This window comes from Pseudomonas sp. SWRI154 (assembly GCF_014268645.1).
GTDB classification, from domain to species: Bacteria; Pseudomonadota; Gammaproteobacteria; order Pseudomonadales; family Pseudomonadaceae; genus Aquipseudomonas; species Aquipseudomonas marvdashtae.
Genome location: NZ_JABWQW010000033.1, coordinates 14,484 through 29,940, shown reverse-complemented (window position 1 = coordinate 29,940; position 15,457 = coordinate 14,484). Strand labels below are relative to the sequence as shown.

Annotated in this window: 18 protein-coding genes; 5 read left to right on the top strand and 13 right to left on the bottom strand. The window is 61.8% G+C overall.

Annotation, left to right across the window (positions count from 1 at the left end):
- Positions 1–7 precede the first annotated feature (7 nt).
- The 3 genes from HU806_RS23000 to HU806_RS22990 are packed head-to-tail and all read right to left on the bottom strand — an operon-like array spanning position 8 to position 1,599.
- Positions 8–292, bottom strand: a complete 285-nt coding sequence (locus HU806_RS23000) for an STAS domain-containing protein (protein WP_186614688.1) — start codon at positions 290–292, stop codon at positions 8–10.
- Between the two features lie 15 nt (positions 293–307).
- The gene (locus tag HU806_RS22995; RefSeq protein WP_003180343.1) at positions 308–676 is read right to left on the bottom strand and encodes a response regulator; all 369 of its coding nucleotides are present in this window, start codon (positions 674–676) and stop codon (positions 308–310) included.
- Between the two features lie 11 nt (positions 677–687).
- Complete coding sequence (locus HU806_RS22990; protein ID WP_527251166.1) at positions 688–1,599, bottom strand: methyl-accepting chemotaxis protein; 912 nt, start codon at positions 1,597–1,599, stop codon at positions 688–690.
- 677 nt (positions 1,600–2,276) lie between these two features.
- On the opposite strand from HU806_RS22990, the gene HU806_RS22985 reads away from it, so the two are divergent.
- Positions 2,277–3,623: an MATE family efflux transporter gene (locus tag HU806_RS22985; protein ID WP_186614684.1), complete on the top strand. Its 1,347-nt coding sequence runs from the start codon at positions 2,277–2,279 to the stop codon at positions 3,621–3,623.
- 67 nt (positions 3,624–3,690) lie between these two features.
- The gene (locus HU806_RS22980; protein ID WP_186614682.1) at positions 3,691–4,356 is read left to right on the top strand and encodes an HAD family hydrolase; all 666 of its coding nucleotides are present in this window, start codon (positions 3,691–3,693) and stop codon (positions 4,354–4,356) included.
- 44 nt (positions 4,357–4,400) lie between these two features.
- Here the strand turns inward: HU806_RS22980 and ppnN are convergent, their stop codons facing one another.
- Entirely contained in the window at positions 4,401–5,774 is a 1,374-nt protein-coding gene (ppnN, locus tag HU806_RS22975) for a nucleotide 5'-monophosphate nucleosidase PpnN (protein WP_186614680.1), read from the bottom strand.
- 218 nt (positions 5,775–5,992) lie between these two features.
- Here ppnN and HU806_RS22970 point away from each other — a divergent pair, with 218 nt between their 5' ends.
- The gene (locus tag HU806_RS22970) at positions 5,993–6,529 is read left to right on the top strand and encodes a DUF3087 domain-containing protein (RefSeq protein ID WP_186614678.1); all 537 of its coding nucleotides are present in this window, start codon (positions 5,993–5,995) and stop codon (positions 6,527–6,529) included.
- Between the two features lie 88 nt (positions 6,530–6,617).
- Positions 6,618–7,370: an OBAP family protein gene (locus HU806_RS22965; RefSeq protein WP_186614676.1), complete on the top strand. Its 753-nt coding sequence runs from the start codon at positions 6,618–6,620 to the stop codon at positions 7,368–7,370.
- Positions 7,371–7,548: 178 nt separating this feature from the next.
- On the opposite strand, the gene HU806_RS22960 is transcribed toward HU806_RS22965, so the two are convergent.
- From HU806_RS22960 to HU806_RS22925, 8 genes are all read right to left on the bottom strand, one after another.
- Positions 7,549–7,773, bottom strand: coding sequence for a hypothetical protein (locus tag HU806_RS22960; protein WP_186614674.1), 225 nt, complete (start codon positions 7,771–7,773; stop codon positions 7,549–7,551).
- Positions 7,774–7,836: 63 nt separating this feature from the next.
- Positions 7,837–8,016: a con-10 family general stress protein gene (locus tag HU806_RS22955; RefSeq protein ID WP_186614672.1), complete on the bottom strand. Its 180-nt coding sequence runs from the start codon at positions 8,014–8,016 to the stop codon at positions 7,837–7,839.
- Between the two features lie 230 nt (positions 8,017–8,246).
- Positions 8,247–8,810, bottom strand: a complete 564-nt coding sequence (locus HU806_RS22950; protein ID WP_186614670.1) for an ATP-dependent Clp protease proteolytic subunit — start codon at positions 8,808–8,810, stop codon at positions 8,247–8,249.
- A gap of 134 nt (positions 8,811–8,944) precedes the next feature.
- Positions 8,945–9,982: a DNA topoisomerase IB gene (locus tag HU806_RS22945; protein WP_186614668.1), complete on the bottom strand. Its 1,038-nt coding sequence runs from the start codon at positions 9,980–9,982 to the stop codon at positions 8,945–8,947.
- 97 nt (positions 9,983–10,079) lie between these two features.
- Positions 10,080–11,159, bottom strand: coding sequence for a molybdenum ABC transporter ATP-binding protein (gene modC / locus HU806_RS22940; protein ID WP_186614666.1), 1,080 nt, complete (start codon positions 11,157–11,159; stop codon positions 10,080–10,082).
- Positions 11,160–11,162: 3 nt separating this feature from the next.
- The gene (gene modB, locus HU806_RS22935; RefSeq protein WP_186614664.1) at positions 11,163–11,843 is read right to left on the bottom strand and encodes a molybdate ABC transporter permease subunit; all 681 of its coding nucleotides are present in this window, start codon (positions 11,841–11,843) and stop codon (positions 11,163–11,165) included.
- Positions 11,844–12,593 (bottom strand): molybdate ABC transporter substrate-binding protein, encoded by a 750-nt coding sequence (modA, locus tag HU806_RS22930; protein WP_186614657.1) that lies wholly within the window; start codon positions 12,591–12,593, stop codon positions 11,844–11,846.
- Positions 12,594–12,706: 113 nt separating this feature from the next.
- Positions 12,707–13,768 carry an NAD(P)H-dependent flavin oxidoreductase gene (locus HU806_RS22925; protein ID WP_186614655.1) on the bottom strand — a complete coding sequence of 354 codons (1,062 nt, stop codon included), beginning with the start codon at positions 13,766–13,768 and terminating at the stop codon, positions 12,707–12,709.
- A 147-nt stretch (positions 13,769–13,915) separates the two neighbouring features.
- On the opposite strand from HU806_RS22925, the gene HU806_RS22920 reads away from it, so the two are divergent.
- Positions 13,916–14,404: a GyrI-like domain-containing protein gene (locus tag HU806_RS22920; protein ID WP_186614653.1), complete on the top strand. Its 489-nt coding sequence runs from the start codon at positions 13,916–13,918 to the stop codon at positions 14,402–14,404.
- Here the strand turns inward: HU806_RS22920 and ada are convergent.
- Positions 14,368–15,441 carry a bifunctional DNA-binding transcriptional regulator/O6-methylguanine-DNA methyltransferase Ada gene (gene ada / locus HU806_RS22915; RefSeq protein ID WP_186614651.1) on the bottom strand — a complete coding sequence of 358 codons (1,074 nt, stop codon included), beginning with the start codon at positions 15,439–15,441 and terminating at the stop codon, positions 14,368–14,370. The genes HU806_RS22920 and ada overlap by 37 nt on opposite strands.
- Between the last annotated feature and the right edge of the window lie 16 nt (positions 15,442–15,457).

Genomic DNA, 15,457 nt, shown 5'->3' with positions numbered 1-15,457 from the left:
AGGGCCTCTAGGCAACCAGGTTGCACAGGGCGAGTGTTTCCGTGACAGCCTTGCTTTGGCCGGTCACCGTCAGTTCGGTACCGGCCTTGGGGGCTTCGCGCTGGACCATCAGCAGCAGTTGCAAGCCGGCGCCGTCCATCTCGGTGACCTGCGACAGGTCCACCGCCATTCGCGGCGTTGCCCCCAGTCGCGGCAGCCATTGCGCGGCGAGGTCGGCGGCGGTGTAGATCGTCAGTTCGCCGTCGATCTGCACCTGCGCAGTGTCATCGTCTATTTCGTACAGCAGCGGCATTGAAGCCTCCGACCATCAAGGAAGAATCAGCTTGGATACCGCCGCCAGCATCTGCGCCGGTTGGAACGGCTTGACCACCCAGGCCTTGGCGCCTGCGGCCTGACCCTCTTGCTTTTTCGATTCCTGGGATTCGGTGGTAAGCATGATGATCGGCGTGAACTTGTAGCTGGCCAGCTTCTTGACCTCCTTGACGAAGGTGATGCCGTCCATGTTCGGCATGTTCACGTCGCTGATGATCAGGTGCACTTTCTGGCCGTTGAGCTTGCCTAGCGCGTCCTTGCCATCGCTCGCCTCGATGACGTCGTAGCCGGCACTTTTCAACGCGATGCCGACCACCTGCCGAACGCTCGCGGAGTCGTCGACAACCAATACATTTTTAGCCATGAGGGGCTCTCCTAAAAGAAGGTTATTTCCTGTGAAGCTTGTTGCGCTGCCGAGTCGCCGTGGTGGTTGCGGCGTTGCTCGTCAGTGGCATAAGTGGTTTCCATGCGCGCCAGCCATTGGCCGGCGTCGATGGAGACAGCCTGTTCGGGCGACTGGCTGGCCTGCTGAATGTGCACGTGCAGGTCCTCGATGTTGTCGCGCACGTGGCTGAGGATCTGGCTGACCCGATCCTGGAATTGCAGGTTGACCAGCACTTCGGTGAGCTCGTCGCGAATGCCGAAGCTTTCGCGCTGCAGCATGTCGGCCGAATCGGCGAGGCGCCCGGTGACGCTTTTGAAACGCTCGAGCACGCGTTGGATGCTGCCTTCGGACACGACCACGGACTGACTGTCCTGGTCCGCGCCGCTGGACGCGGCCTGCACCAGTTGGGTGATGGCGGTATTGATCACGTCGACCTTGGCCGACATCTGTTGGCCGGTCTCGCTGGATTTGCTCGACAGGGCGCGCACAGCGTCGGCCACCACGGCAAAACCGCGTCCGGCTTCGCCGGCCCGGGCCGCTTCGATGGCGGCGTTGAGGGCCAGCAGGTTGGTCTGGGCGGCAATCGCCGCGACATCGGCGGCCATGGTCCGCAGCTCGCCGGTGTAAGCGGTCAGGTTGCGCACCTGGGCCAGGGTTTCATCGCGGCTGGCCTGGGTCGATTTCAACGAGTCGATAACCTTGACCAGTTCGCCTTCGCTTTGCGCCAGGACTTGTACGGCACCACCGCTGCTGTTGCCGGTCAACTCGCCGGCGGCCAATTCAGAGGCTTGCACGGTCTCTTCCAGACGCGAAGAAATGCCAATGAAGCGGCTGGTCAGCGAGACGATCGCGGTTTCGGTTTGCTGGCGCGAACTTTCAACTTGCTTGGCCCAGATCGGCATCGCGCCGAGGATCACTTCGTTGAGTTGCGCGGTGGCTTTATGGGCGCCATGGTCGGCGGTCTCCTGCTCGCGACGGGCGATGGCGACGACGACTGCCTCGTCAAGCTCAAGCCGTTGCGACCGCGCGGCCAAGACACCGACAGCCACGCCAAGGACCAGGAGCACGACGCTCAAACCGATGTTCTGCGCGCTCGTGTCATTGACTGCCAGCACGCCGACGCTCGCGGCAACGGCCACGATAACGGCGTGCCAGACGATGCGCGGCGGGGTTTGGGCGAGGGAGTGGTCGTGGGAATACGACGTCATGGTTCGGTCCTTGAACAGTGTTGCCAGAGGATATTTGCGAATAACTGGTTATCTGCAATGCCGACTTGGTCTTGAGTACCAGTCGTCCGGTTTCGGAAAAAATAATGGCACATTGCTATCTAAGCATAGACGAAATCGGAGAAATGTCGAGAAAGCCAGGTCCACGCAGACCCTGTGGCGAGGGAGCTTGCTCCCGCTGGACTGCGCAGCAGTCCCAAAATTTCATGGTATGACTAAATCAGGATGGGGGCCGCTACGTGCCCCAGCGGGAGCAAGCTCCCTCGCCACAAAAGCGGACATTCACTGAAACGATATCCGGAGATTGAGCTAAATTACCCCGCATCGGATTCCGAACCTGCCAACGAGCCCTCATGCCTGCCCAGCCGCTCTGGAAAACCTACCTGTTGTTCCTGGCCCCCATGGTCCTGTCCAATTTCCTGCAGTCGATGTCCGGCACGTTCAACAGCATCTACATCGGCCAGATGCTTGGCACGCAGGCGCTGGCCTCGGTGTCGGGCATGTTCCCCATCGTGTTTTTCTTTATCGCCCTGGTGATCGGCCTGGGCGCTGGCGCGGGGGTGTTGATCGGCCAGGCCTACGGCGCTGGCGAGACCGGCACGGTGAAAGCGATTGCCGGTTCGACGCTGTTGCTGGGGGCGATCATCGGGTTGGTGGCGGCAGTCCTTGGCAGTGTCTTCGCCCGTGAGGCCTTGCAAGGACTGGGGACGCCGGACGATGTGCTCGAAGATGCCATTTCCTATGCGCGCGTAATGATGTGGATTCTGCCGATGCTGTTGGTGTTCGTGCTCTTCACCCAGCTGCTGCGCGGTGTGAGCGATACCCTGTCGCCGCTGCTGGCGTTGCTGGTGTCCACCAGCGTCGGACTGATGCTGACGCCAGCGCTGATTCGCGGCTGGCTGGGATTGCCGCAGATGGGCATCCAGAGCGCCGCGTGGGCCGGGTTGGTGGGCACCGCGACGGCCATGGGCATGCTCGTGTGGCGGCTGAACCGCCGCAAGCATGCCCTGGCGCCGGACCGTGCGCTGTTCGCGGCGATGCGCCTGGACCGGGTAATCCTCGGCAAAGTGCTGCGCATCGGTTTGCCGACGGGGCTGCAGATGGTGGTGATTTCGCTGTCGGAGCTGGTGATCCTGGCGTTGGTCAACTCCCACGGCTCCCAGGCCACGGCGGCCTACGGCGCGGTGACACAGATCGTCAATTACGTGCAGTTCCCGGCGCTGTCGATTGCCATCACCGCCTCGATCCTTGGCGCCCAGGCCATTGGCGCCGGGCGTCTGGAACGGCTGGGGCCGATCCTGCGTACCGGGTTGTTGATCAATGTCTGGCTGACGGGTGGGCTGGTGCTGCTCGGGTACCTGATGTCCCATTGGCTGCTGGGGCTGTTCATCACCTATCCGGCGGCGCGAGTCCAGGCTGAACACTTGTTGCATATCATGCTCTGGAGCTTGCTGGTGTTCGGCTTCCAGGCAATCATCGGCGGCATCATGCGCGCCAGCGGCACGGTGCTGGTACCGGTGGCGATCTCGATTTTTTGCATCCTCGGCGTGCAAGTGCCAGCAGCCTACCTGCTGGACGCACACTTCGGCCTGCAAGGGGTGTGGATGGCGTTTCCAGTGGCGTACCTGAGCATGCTGTTGTTGCAGACGCTGTACTACAAACGGGTCTGGCAGCATCAGCGGATCGAGCGTTTGGTCTAGATACCTTGGGTGGGTTTAGCGGGTGTTACAGTGCCCGCCGTTGATCTTGTCATTCACGGGGATTTCGATGTCTGTAGAACTTCCATCCGCCAGCTACCGCGCCTTCCTCTTCGATATGGACGGCACGCTGCTCAATTCCATCGCCGCCACCGAGCGGATCTGGACGCGCTGGGCCCTGCGCCACGGCTTGGACGTGGCGAAATTCCTGCCGACGATCCATGGCGTGCGCGCCGTCGATACCGTCGCCCGCCAGTGTCTGCCAGGTGTGGACGCCCAGGCCGAGGCCGAGCAGCTCACCCGGGAAGAAATCGAGGACGTGGATGGGGTGGTCGAAGTGCCCGGTGCATTGGCCTTCCTCAAGCGCCTGCCGCCGACGCAATGGGCGATTGTCACCTCGGCGCCCATGGCATTGGCCTTGCGCCGCATGGAAGCGGCCGGGATTGCACGGCCCGACGTGATGGTGACCGCTGAAGACGTGAGCGCCGGCAAGCCGAACCCCAGCTGTTATTTATTGGCGGCGCAGCGCTTGCAGGTGACCGCGCAGCAATGCTTGGTGTTCGAGGATGCCGAAGCCGGCATCAAGGCCGGCGAGGCGGCGGGGGCGGACGTGATGGTGGTCACCGCCACGCATACGCACCCGGTGGTGACGCTACATTCCCAGATCGCGGACTACCAGGGCATTGGCGTCGAAGTTGATGAGGAGGGATCGATGCGTCTTTCAACACTCCGCTAGAACCTGTGGGCGTTTGCACCCACAGGCTTGCTTCGTGACTCAGGTCAGCTCACCACGCGATAGCACGGTACATATTCCGCGCCGCCCGGCAATTTCATCCGATGCTGGGCGACGAACGCCTGGAGCAGGCGATCGAGGGGTTCCATGATCGCCGGGTCGCCGTGGATCTCGTACGGCCCATGCTCTTCGATCAGGCGGATACCTTTGTCCTTCACGTTACCGGCGACGATTCCGGAAAACGCCCGGCGCAGGTTGGCGGCCAATTCGTGGGGCGCAAGGTCGCGGCTCAGGCCCAGGCTGGCCATGTTGGCGTGAGTCGGGTCGAACGGGCGCTGGAAGCCTTCGTCGATCTTCAGCAGCCAGTTGAAGTGGAAGGCGTCGTTGCGCTCGCGGCGGAACTGCTTCACTTCCTTGAGACCCTGGGTCATCTGCCGCGCCACTTCGGCCGGATCGTCGATGATGATCTGGTAGTGCTTCTGCGCGGCCTCGCCCAAGGTTGCACCGACGAACGCGTGCAGTTGGTCCAGGTACGGCGCGGCGCTTTTCGGTCCGGTGAGCACGACCGGGAAGGGCAGGTCCTGGTTGGCCGGGTGCATGAGGATGCCCAGCAAGTACAGGAACTCCTCCGCGGTGCCGGCGCCGCCCGGGAAGATGATGATGCCGTGGCCGACGCGCACGAAGGCTTCGAGGCGCTTCTCGATGTCCGGCAGGATCACCAGCTCGTTGACGATCGGGTTTGGCGCTTCGGCGGCAATGATGCCCGGCTCCGTCAGGCCCAGATAGCGGCCGCCCTGGATGCGCTGCTTGGCGTGGGCAATGGTGGCGCCTTTCATAGGGCCTTTCATTACGCCCGGTCCGCAACCGGTGCAGATGTCCAGGCTGCGCAGGCCGAGTTCGTGGCCGACCTTCTTGGTGTATTTGTATTCTTCGGTATTGATCGAGTGACCGCCCCAGCACACGACGATCTTTGGCTCGACGCCTGGGCGCAGGGTGCGGGCATTGCGCAGCAGGTGGAACACGTAGTCGCTGATGCCCTGGGACGAGCTGAGGTCGATGCGCTGGCTGTCCAGTTCGTTCTCGGTGTAGACGATGTCGCGCAGGGCGCTGAAGAGCATTTCACGGGTGCTGGCAATCATCTCGCCGTCGACGAACGCGTCGGCCGGCGCGTTCAGCAGCTCCAGGCGCACGCCCCGGTCCTGCTGGTGAATACGGATCTCGAAGTCCTTGTAGGCTTCCAGGATGGTCTTGGCGTTATCGACATGGGCGCCGGTATTGAGGATGGCCAGGGCGCACTGGCGGAAAAGATCATAGATGCTGCCGGAACCGGCTTCGCTCAGTTGCTGGACTTCGCGCTGGGACAAAGTCTCCAGGCTGCCCTTGGGGCTTACCGAGGCGTTGATTACATGTCTTTGAGTCATTCAGCTTTCCTTGAAAACGATGCCGTACACACGACGAGCGGCATCTTGAAAAAAACGTCCACGCAGAAAGATCGCACGATCCTCGCGGTATCGCCATGGACTTTGATCCGGGTCCTTCGGGTTGGTTGCCTCACAAAATGAGCCCCAGCATAGCTAAATCGACCGGGCAGGCGATAATGCGCGAGTCTTTTCACGCCACACAAGGAAATTGCGACGCGATGTTCGAGATCAAACCGTGGGACGCGGCGGCCTACCGGCAGCAGACGCGGCGCAGCACCCTCATCATTGCGGTGGTGTTCCTGGCGCTGGCGATGCTGCTGTCCACCCTGGCCGTGATGCTGTTCGGAACCCCTGGGGGTGATAATTTTCGCTTCAACGTGGGTGGGGTATTCGCTGCGGTGCTGGTGATGGCAGGACTGATGCGCATGTATTTCTGGTCCCAGCCTTGGATGGCGGCGGCGGTCTACGGCTGGCAACTCAAGCGCAGCCTGATGAGCATCACCAATGTGATGCACCAGGTGAAAGCCGGCGTGCAGGCGCATGACCCGGCGGCGATGAAGCTGTTGCGGTTCTATCATTCGGGCCTGACCCAGATGCACCAGCTGGACGCCAACTCCAGTGAACAAGCCTCCCTGGATCGCGAAGCCGACGAGCATCAAGAAAAGATGCAGGCGCTCGGCCTGGACCCGGAGCAATTGCGCCTGGACCCTTCTTGGATCGATACGGTGAAACAGGCCTACAGCGCGCGCGAATAACCGCCACTCGTCGCTTGCCCAAAGGGAAAAATCAAACCTCGAACCTTGGCCGCTTTTCTCATGAACAATCATGGAAAGGAGAGTCGAGATGTCAGGCAAGATCGTTCATGGAACCTGGGCCATGCTGTGCGCGGCGACGGTGGGACTGGCGGGCTGCGCGGGTGGCAATAGCGATTCAGCCGTGGACGCCCCGGGCGCCGCGAAGAGTCCGACCACCGCGACGCTGGAGGCGGGGGCGGGGATCATGCAGAACAAGCCTCCGTTGCAGGCGCTGGACACCTATCTGGATGGCTTTCATTTTTACAACGGGCGGATGTCCGGGCAAATGGAAGCGCACCACTACTGCACGGCGCTGAACGAAGAAGTGTTCCAGTGCGCGATCTTCGATGCCAACAGCGCCAATGCCAAGTTGATGGGCGTGGAATACATCATCAGCAAGCGGCTGTTCGAAGGCCTGCCGGCCAGCGAAAAGCAGCTGTGGCACAGCCATGTGCACGAGGTGAAGTCGGGGCAATTGGTAGCGCCGGGCATACCCGAAGTGGCAGAGACCCGCTTGATGAAAAACCTCGTCAGCACCTACGGCAAGACCTGGCACACCTGGCATACCGAACAAGGCAATGCGCTGCCCTACGGCGTGCCACAGTTGATGATGGGCTTCACCGCCGATGGCCAGGTCGACCCACAGCTGGTCCGTGAGCGCGACCGCCGGATGGGCATCGACAGCGAAGCGAAAAAACGCGCCCGTGCTGGTATCGACGCGCCGGCGATTGATCCGGGCGCGGATGCCTGGCAAAACGGGCAGGTGTGGCAGATCAAGGATCCGACGGGGCATGCCCACTGAAAGCGAATCTGCTGAACATTGCTTTTGTGGCGAGGGAGCTTGCTCCCGCTGGGCTGCGCAGCAGCCCAAAGGCAATCAACTTGGATATTTTGTTTAATCGAATAATTATCGGGGCTGCTGTGCAGCCCAGCGGGAGCAAGCTCCCTCGCCACGGGAGATATATAGGCTGGAAGATCGACTACGGCTGTTTAAAGTGCCCCGGCACATCATGTTCCGTTTCGTTTGGCTTGGTTCTTTTCTGAACTTGAACATCACTGATTCCGACGCTCTTTAATTCAGTGAAGGTGACCCTCAAGAGCGCCTCGGCTTCTTCGGGGCTGAGCGTCTCGGTATCGGCTGCCAGCACCCGGTTGTCGGGTTGGCCGTCGGCGATGAAACTGACGATGAATCGATCCTGGCTCATGCATGACCTCGACAAGATTAAGCGCCAGGGCGCGGTCAGGCCGCGCCCCAACGGTTCTCCGGGTTACGATTTCCTGCCACCGCCATGGCTGCGTTCGCCACCTTTTTTGCCGGCTTCAGAGGCTTTTTCCCGGTCGTTGGCAAAGTTGCCGCCAGAAGCATGTCCGCCTTTCTTGCCGGCTTCGGATGCTTTCTCACGGTCGTTTGCGAAGTTACCTGGGTTTTTGTTTCCGCTATTAGCCATTTCGAGATTCCTCATTTTGGTTAAGCGAGTAAATCGTGCCTCGCAGTACTGTGAAAGAAAATTGCCCAGGGAAGTTTAAAAAAAACGTTTCGCTGGCGACGAACGGCATCGAGTTGAAAGTACCGCGACGTGAAACTTGGACAGCCGTTTCGCTTGAACTTATACAGCATCGATTTTGTTAATAAACCTAGCGCTGGCATATTGTATTTGTTCATCGTTCCCGGGTCGTTTCAATCCTCGCCGCCGCTGACTTTCCAATGCTTGGCCTCGGCTGGAAACACCACTTGTTCCACGCGGTGGGCTATGCCGAAGGCCAAGGAGTTTTCTGCCGGGATCACGCGCTCCTCCGCGCAGAGGCACTTGAAAATATCCAGTTGCGTTGCGGCACCGGCGGTTTCCTTCACATAGATTTCTACATACCGCGCCACGTCGTTGTCCAGGCTGGACAGGTATTCGCGCAGGCGCGAATGGTCCACCGATTTCTGGCCGAAATACCAATTCATCGGGTGGATCAGGAAGCGTGAGTGCGGGGTGGTGGTGCGGTCGCTGGCGGCGAGGTACATGACGATGCCCATCGACTCGATGTTGCCGGCATTCACCGCTCGTACTGGGACGGGGAGGGACTTGATGAAGGTGTAGAGGGTGAAGCCGAAATTGGTGCTGCCGCCGACCGTAGACAGGTTGAGCATCAGCGAGTCGGCGCCTTTTTCGATGGCTTCCAGGCAGTTGTCCCGGAAGCGTTCGGTGGTTCCCTGGTCGATCTGGCAATGGAAATGGACAATGTGTTCGGACATCTGAAACTCCTCTCGGCTTGACGCGGTGACGAGTCTGCGGATCAGCGGCTCTGTACAGTTGGGAGTTCGCCTGCTGTCGGATGTTCCACTGCGTCGCGGGCAAATCCAGAGCGGTCACTCATCCAGCGCTTCGCTCAACAGGCTTCGACCGCTTGGGTCATGCGTTGCAGGAACATCGTCAGCGTGGCTTCTTGCGCACTCAGGCCTTTGCGCACCCGAGGTTTAGGCAGTTCGCGCAGCACACCGCGCATGAATCCTTCCAACACGGCGGGGTGGATGTAGCATTTGCGACAGACGGCGGGCGTGTTGCCCAACTGCCGTGCGACCTGCCTGACCATCTCGGCGACGTGGCGCTTGGCTTCGGTTTCGGTCTCCCATTGCAACGTCCGCAGCCCCTCCAACGCCGCGGCGCTGCCGGCCCAGGTGCGATAATCCTTGGCGGTGAAGTCGGCGCCAGTGAGCGCCTTGAGATAGGCGTTGATATCGGAAGAGGTAATGGCGTGACGCTCGCCGTTCTCGTCCAGGTATTGAAAAAGGTTTTGTCCGGGAATTTCCTGGCAGCGCTTGACGATTCGCGCCAGGCGCCGGTCTTTCACGGTGATCTGGTGTTCGACGCCACTCTTGCCGCGGAACTGGAACGCGATGGCGCTGCCGTTGACCTCGACGTGTTTGTTGCGCAGGGTGGTCAAGCCATAGGAGCGGTTGTCCCGGGCGTATTGCGTGTTGCCGACGCGGATCAGCGTCACGTCGAGCAAGGTGATGACCGTCGCCATGACTTTATCGCGGCTGAAACCGGGTGTGGCGAGGATTTCCTCCAGGCGTTTGCGCAAGCGGGGCAGGGTGCGTCCGAATTCCAGCATGCGTGAATACTTATCGGCATCGCGCACTTCGCGCCAGCGCGAATGATAGCGGTACTGCTTGCGTCCCCGAGCGTCGCGCCCGGTGGCCTGGATATGGCCGCGCGGGTCGGTGCAGATCCACACATCGGTGTAGGCCGGCGGAACGGCAAGGGCATTGATGCGCTGGATTTCAGCAGGGTCGGTCAGGCGCTGGCCTGATGGGTCGAAATAGCAGAACTTGCCCCGCAGTTTCTTGCGGGTGATGCCCGGGGCGGTGTCATCGACATAATGGAGGTCGGCCGGGAGTGCATCGGGCAGTGGCGTGTCGGGCATGATTGATCCTTGGCGACGAATTCGGTGGCCTGTGAATTCATTGACCGTTGCCCGTTGCGGTCGTGCCGAGATTCTGCTGTCGCCCGAATCCTCAGTTCTACGCCAACACCGCCACCGCCTTGATCTGCGCCCACAGCACCTGGCCGGGTTGAAGCTTTAACTGGTCCCGGGAGTAACGGGTGATGCGCGCCAGCAGCGGCGTGCCGGCAGCTTCCAGTCGGATCAGGACGTGGGCGGCGTTGTCGCCGGCCAGTTCGCTGACCACCGTGACCGGCAAGCGATTGAGAATGCTGGTCTGCGCGTCGTTCGCCAGGCTCAGGCTGACGTCCCGGGCCTGGACCTTGAAGCGCAGCGGCTGGCCGACAGCCATTGGCTGATGGGCGACACGCACATGGAGCTGGCTGTCGGGCAGTGTCAGGGTGAGCAATTGGTACGCGGGGTCATAGCCGCTGACGCTGCCCTGGATTACCACGCCCGCGTCATCGCCTTGAGCCAGAGGCAGGTCGAGCCGGGCCAGGGTTTCGCCGATCGGGCCGCTGGCCAGGGCGCGGCCGGCGTCGAGCAGGACGATGTGATCGGCCAGGCGCGCCACTTCGTCCTGGGAATGGCTGACGTAGAGGATCGGTATGTCCAGCTCGTCATGCAGCCGTTGCAGGTACGGCAGGATTTCATTCTTGCGCCGCGTATCGAGAGCCGCCAGTGGCTCATCCATCAGCAACAATCGGGGGCTGGTGAGCAGGGCCCGGGCGATGCCCACGCGCTGGCGTTCGCCGCCGGACAGGTTGTGCGGTCGCCGGTCGAGTAAATGACCGATGCCCAGCAGTTGCGTCGCGTGGTCCATGTCCACGCGTCGCTGCGCCGGTGCCACCCGCTTGAGACCGAATGACAGGTTGTCGCTTACCGAAAGGTGCTCGAACAGGCTTGCTTCCTGGAAGACGTACCCCAACGCGCGTTGATGGGGCGGCACGAATACGCCGCGCTCGCTGTCCTGCCACACCTGGCCATTGACCTCGATGAAACCCGGCGTCGGCCGCTCCAACCCGGCGATGCAGCGCAGGCACGTGGTCTTGCCGGAGCCGGACTCGCCATACAGCGCCGTTACGCCATTGCCGGGCAGCTGCACGTCCAGGTCCAGGGAAAAATCTCCATGGCTGAGTTGAAATTTCGCCTGGATCATCGATCAGCTCCAACCCGCGCGTGCCCGGCGGCTGGAGTACAACGCCAGCAGCACCAGGAAGGAAAACCCCAACATCGCCGCCGCCAGCCAGTGGGCCTGGGCGTACTCGAGGGCTTCGACATGGTCGTAGATCTGCACCGACACCACCCGCGTCTTTTCCGGGATGTTGCCGCCGATCATCAGCACTACGCCAAATTCGCCGACGGTGTGGGCGAAACCGAGAATCGCCGCAGTGATGAAACCGGGCCGGGCCAGGGGCACGATCACGCTGAAAAACGTGTCCCAGGGGCCGGCGCGCAGGGTGGCGGCGACTTCCAGCGGACGGCTGCCGATGGCGGAAAAAGCGTTCTGCAACGGCTGCACCACAAAGGGCATGGAGTAAATGACCGAGCCAATCACCAGTCCGGGAAAGCTGAAGGTGAGGGTGCCCAACCCGAGCGCTTGGGTAAACTGGCCGATCCAGCCATTAGGTCCTAATGCCAGCAGCAGATAGAAGCCGATAACAGTGGGCGGCAGCACCAGCGGAAGGGCGACTACCGCGCCTACAGGCCCGCGCAGCCACGATTGAGTGCGCGACAGCCACAGGGCAATGGGCGTGCCGATGAGCAGCAGGATGACCGTGGTCAGCGACGCCAGTTTCAGCGTCAGCCAGATGGCGGCGTAGTCGGCACTGGTCAGCGGCATTTAGCGTTGATAACCGTAGGCTTGGATGATCGCGGCGGCTTTTGGGCCCTTGAGATATTCCAACAGTGCGAGCGCGGCGGGGTTGTCCCGGCCTTTGCCGAGAATCACCGCGTCCTGCTTGATCGGATCATGCAGTTCGGGCGGGACGATCCACGCTGAACCGCTCGCCAGCTTGCCGTCCTTGTACACCTGGGAGAGGGCCACGAAGCCCAGCTCGGCATTGCCCGTGGAGACAAATTGATAGGCCTGGGTAATGTTCTGGCCTTCGACGATTTTGTTTTTGACTTGCGCGGTCAACCCAAGTTTTTCCAGTACCTGAGTGGCGGCCAGGCCGTAGGGCGCGGCTTTCGGGTTGGCGATGGACAGATGCTGGAATGCGTTCTCCCGCAGGACTTGGCCCTCGCTGTCGACATAACCGGCCTTGGCCGACCATAACGCCAGCGTGCCAATGGCGTAGGTGAAGCGCGAGCCTTTGAGCGTATCGCCTTCGCTTTCCAGCCTGGCCGGCGTCGTGTCGTCGGCGGCGAGGAAGACCTCGAACGGCGCGCCGTTCTTGATCTGGGTGTAGAACTGCCCGGTCGCGCCAAAGGCGGCTGTCAGTTTGTGGCCGGTGTCCTTCTCAAAATCGCTGGCGATAGCTTGCATCGGCGCGGTGAAGTTGGAGGCAACGGCGACCTGCACTTCCCCGGCTTGGGCAGTGACAATGGCCAGCGGGATCAGCAGCAACGGCGCAAAGCGGGTGAGACGCATGAAAGAGGCTCCGTGGAGTGGTTTCGCTATATAGCGGAATATATAGCGAATACACGACAAACGGAACGCTGCATTTGTGGGAGCGGCTTGCTCGCGTAGACGTCGCCGTCCAGTCAGCCCTGGAACCGGGCCAGCGCTTCCTCGGCCAAGCGCCGGGTCAGCTCACCGCTCGACAGCTCGCGGCCCATGGGAAAAGCCTGACCGGCCCAGAGATTGGCGAAGTCCGCGTCATCCTTGGCACGCAAGGGCATCAATGCACCGCCCGCCAGAGGAAAGGCCGGTGCGAGCGGGCTCATCGGGCCGACTTCACGCATCACGCGGTTGACGATCCCCCGGGCGGGGCGACCGGTGAACAGGTTGGTGACGGCGGTCTGGCTTTCCTTGGCCGTGTGCAGCGCCCGGCGATGGGAGTCGCTGATCTTGGCTTCTGGCGTGAACAGATAGGCGCTGCCCAGTTGCACCGCCGACGCGCCAAGGGCAAACGCCGCGACGATTCCCCGTGCATCGCCAATACCACCGGTGGCGATCACCGGCACTTTCACCGCGTCCACCACCTGCGGCAGCAAGGCGAACAGGCCCACCTGGGTGTTGAGGTCATCGCTCAAGAACATCCCGCGATGCCCGCCGGCTTCATAGCCCATGGCGATGATCGCGTCGCAGCCATGTTGTTCAAGCCAGATGGCTTCCTCGACGGTGGTGGCCGAAGAGAGGATTTTCGCGCCGGTGGCCTTTACCCGGTCCAGTAGGGATTTTTCCGGCAGGCCGAAATGGAAGCTCACCACCTTGGGTCGCATTTCTTCCAGCACCCGGCAGGCCGCATCGTCGAACGGAGTGCGATTTGACACGGGCGTCGGCGCCTCGAAATCGGCGCCCAGCTCTTGGTAATAAGGCTTGAGGTGTTGCTTCCAGGCTTCGGCCCGCTGCGCGTCGAACGCCGGTGGCTGGTGGCAGAAAAAATTCACGTTGAAGGGCTTGTCGGTCTGTTCGCTGATCGTCGCCAGCGCCTGGCGCAGTTGCTCCACATCCAGCATTGCCGCCGGCATCGATCCCAGCCCTCCGGCATTGCAGGTGGCGACCACCATCGCCGGACCGGTCACTCCGGCCAACGGTCCCTGGATGATGGGAAGCTCGATCCCAAGCAGGTGAAGAATGCGCGTGTCTGGCCACTGGCTCATGTACGGGGTCTCCGACGGCAGAAGGAAACAACGTTTTTAGCAGGAGTGACCCGGCCGAGGCCAGTCGAGTTTTTCAATCGGTACGCGGGTTTGTTCCTGGCGATGGGATGGGTACCATGCGGCTTCACTCATCAAGGAGCCTGACCCATGGACGTGAAACTCAAGACAGTCGAACCGTTCACCGTTGCCGGTTTGCAGGTGCGCACCCGCAACTCCGAGGAGCAACAGGGCGACACGGCAAGGATCGGCCCGATGTGGCAGCAATTCTTCACCGAAGGACTGTTCGACAAAGTCCCGGCCAGGCAGTCGGAATCGTTCGTCTATGGGGTGTACTCCGACTATGAGTCCGACGCCACCGGCTACTTCAACGTGACCGCTGGTGTGCAGGTCGACGCCACGAGCGCAGGCTACCCCGCCGTTAACGTCGAGGGCGGGGATTACCTGATGTTCTCGGCCAAGGGGCCGATGCCTGACTGCGTGATCGAGGCTTGGGGCTTGATCTGGGCGTACTTCGCCGACAACCCGCAGACCCTGCGTCGTTTCACCACCGATTTCGAGGTGTACAACGCCCCCGACTCGGTCGCGATCTACATTGGCGTTCAGTCTTCGGACGAGCGTTCAAGCGCCAGCAACTGACGCTTGCGCTCAACGCCCCAGCGATAGCCCGACAGGTTGCCGTCGCTGCGCACCACCCGGTGGCAGGGGATCGCCACGGCGAGGCTGTTGGCGCCGCAGGCCTGGGCCACGGCGCGCACCGCCTTGGGCAGGCCGATGCGCTGGGCGATCTCGGCGTAGCTGGCGGTGCGGCCTGGCGGGATCTCCCGCAGGGCTTGCCAGACCCGCTCCTGGAAAGCGGTGCCGCGTAGATCCAGTGGCAGGTCCAGCCCCAGCGCCGGAGCTTCGATGAAGCCCACCACCTGGGCAATCAACTGTTCGAATTCCCGGTCGGCACCGATGAGGTTGGCGCGACGGAATTTGTCTTGCAGGTCGCGCACCAGGACATCCGGGTCGTCCCCCAGGAGGATCGCGCACACGCCTCGCTCGCTTTGCGCCACCAGGATCGCCCCGAGGGAGCACTGGCCGACGGCGAAGCGAATGTCGGTGTTCTGCCCGGCGGCGCGGTAGTCGGCGGGTTTCATGCCAAGGACTTTATCGGCGGCTTCATAAAACCGGCTATTGGAATTGAATCCAGCGTCGTACAGCGCTTCGGTGACTGTCCCGGCATTGGCCAGGCGTTCGCGTACTTTGCGTGAACGGTGGGCGGCGGCATAGGCTTTGGGCGTCAGGCCGGTAACGGCCTTGAAGACCCGATGAAAATGGAAAGGGCTCAGGCCCGCGGCTTCGGCCAGTTCACTGAGCCCAGGAAGGTTTTCAGCTGCCTCGATCTGCCGGCAAGCGGCCGCGACCCGTGCCGCTTGCTGCGCGGCGATCTGCGTCTGATCCCTGGCGATGCGTTTGCTGGGCCGATACCCGGCTGCCTGGGCCTGTTCCGGCGTATCGAAGAATTCGACGTTGCGCGGGTTGGGCAGGCGCGACAGGCTGCTGGGGTGGCAATAGATGCCGGTGGTTCTCACACCATAGACGAATTGCCCATCGGCGCGCGGGTCCCGAGCGAGCACGGCGGCCCAACGAGGGTCGAGTTCCGGAGCGAGAGTGTTGGAAGTGTTGTTCATGGTCGTTTTGTCCATT

Excerpts from the sequence above, each read along its gene's own strand:
- HU806_RS22990 (WP_527251166.1), bottom strand. The coding sequence starts at position 1,599 with ATGCCGATCTGGGCCAAGCAAGTTGAAAGTTCGCGCCAGCAAACCGAA.
- HU806_RS22955 (WP_186614672.1), bottom strand. The coding sequence starts at position 8,016 with ATGGCTAATAGCGGAAACAAAAACCCAGGTAACTTCGCAAACGACCGT.
- HU806_RS22920 (WP_186614653.1), top strand. The coding sequence starts at position 13,916 with ATGGACGTGAAACTCAAGACAGTCGAACCGTTCACCGTTGCCGGTTTG.
- modB (WP_186614664.1), bottom strand. The coding sequence starts at position 11,843 with ATGCCGCTGACCAGTGCCGACTACGCCGCCATCTGGCTGACGCTGAAA.
- HU806_RS22965 (WP_186614676.1), top strand. The coding sequence starts at position 6,618 with ATGTCAGGCAAGATCGTTCATGGAACCTGGGCCATGCTGTGCGCGGCG.
- HU806_RS22960 (WP_186614674.1), bottom strand. The coding sequence starts at position 7,773 with ATGAGCCAGGATCGATTCATCGTCAGTTTCATCGCCGACGGCCAACCC.
- HU806_RS22985 (WP_186614684.1), top strand. The coding sequence starts at position 2,277 with ATGCCTGCCCAGCCGCTCTGGAAAACCTACCTGTTGTTCCTGGCCCCC.
- ada (WP_186614651.1), bottom strand. The coding sequence starts at position 15,441 with ATGAACAACACTTCCAACACTCTCGCTCCGGAACTCGACCCTCGTTGG.
- HU806_RS22950 (WP_186614670.1), bottom strand. The coding sequence starts at position 8,810 with ATGTCCGAACACATTGTCCATTTCCATTGCCAGATCGACCAGGGAACC.
- modC (WP_186614666.1), bottom strand. The coding sequence starts at position 11,159 with ATGATCCAGGCGAAATTTCAACTCAGCCATGGAGATTTTTCCCTGGAC.
- HU806_RS22945 (WP_186614668.1), bottom strand. The coding sequence starts at position 9,982 with ATGCCCGACACGCCACTGCCCGATGCACTCCCGGCCGACCTCCATTAT.
- HU806_RS22995 (WP_003180343.1), bottom strand. The coding sequence starts at position 676 with ATGGCTAAAAATGTATTGGTTGTCGACGACTCCGCGAGCGTTCGGCAG.
- HU806_RS23000 (WP_186614688.1), bottom strand. The coding sequence starts at position 292 with ATGCCGCTGCTGTACGAAATAGACGATGACACTGCGCAGGTGCAGATC.
- modA (WP_186614657.1), bottom strand. The coding sequence starts at position 12,593 with ATGCGTCTCACCCGCTTTGCGCCGTTGCTGCTGATCCCGCTGGCCATT.
- HU806_RS22925 (WP_186614655.1), bottom strand. The coding sequence starts at position 13,768 with ATGAGCCAGTGGCCAGACACGCGCATTCTTCACCTGCTTGGGATCGAG.
- ppnN (WP_186614680.1), bottom strand. The coding sequence starts at position 5,774 with ATGACTCAAAGACATGTAATCAACGCCTCGGTAAGCCCCAAGGGCAGC.
- HU806_RS22980 (WP_186614682.1), top strand. The coding sequence starts at position 3,691 with ATGTCTGTAGAACTTCCATCCGCCAGCTACCGCGCCTTCCTCTTCGAT.
- HU806_RS22970 (WP_186614678.1), top strand. The coding sequence starts at position 5,993 with ATGTTCGAGATCAAACCGTGGGACGCGGCGGCCTACCGGCAGCAGACG.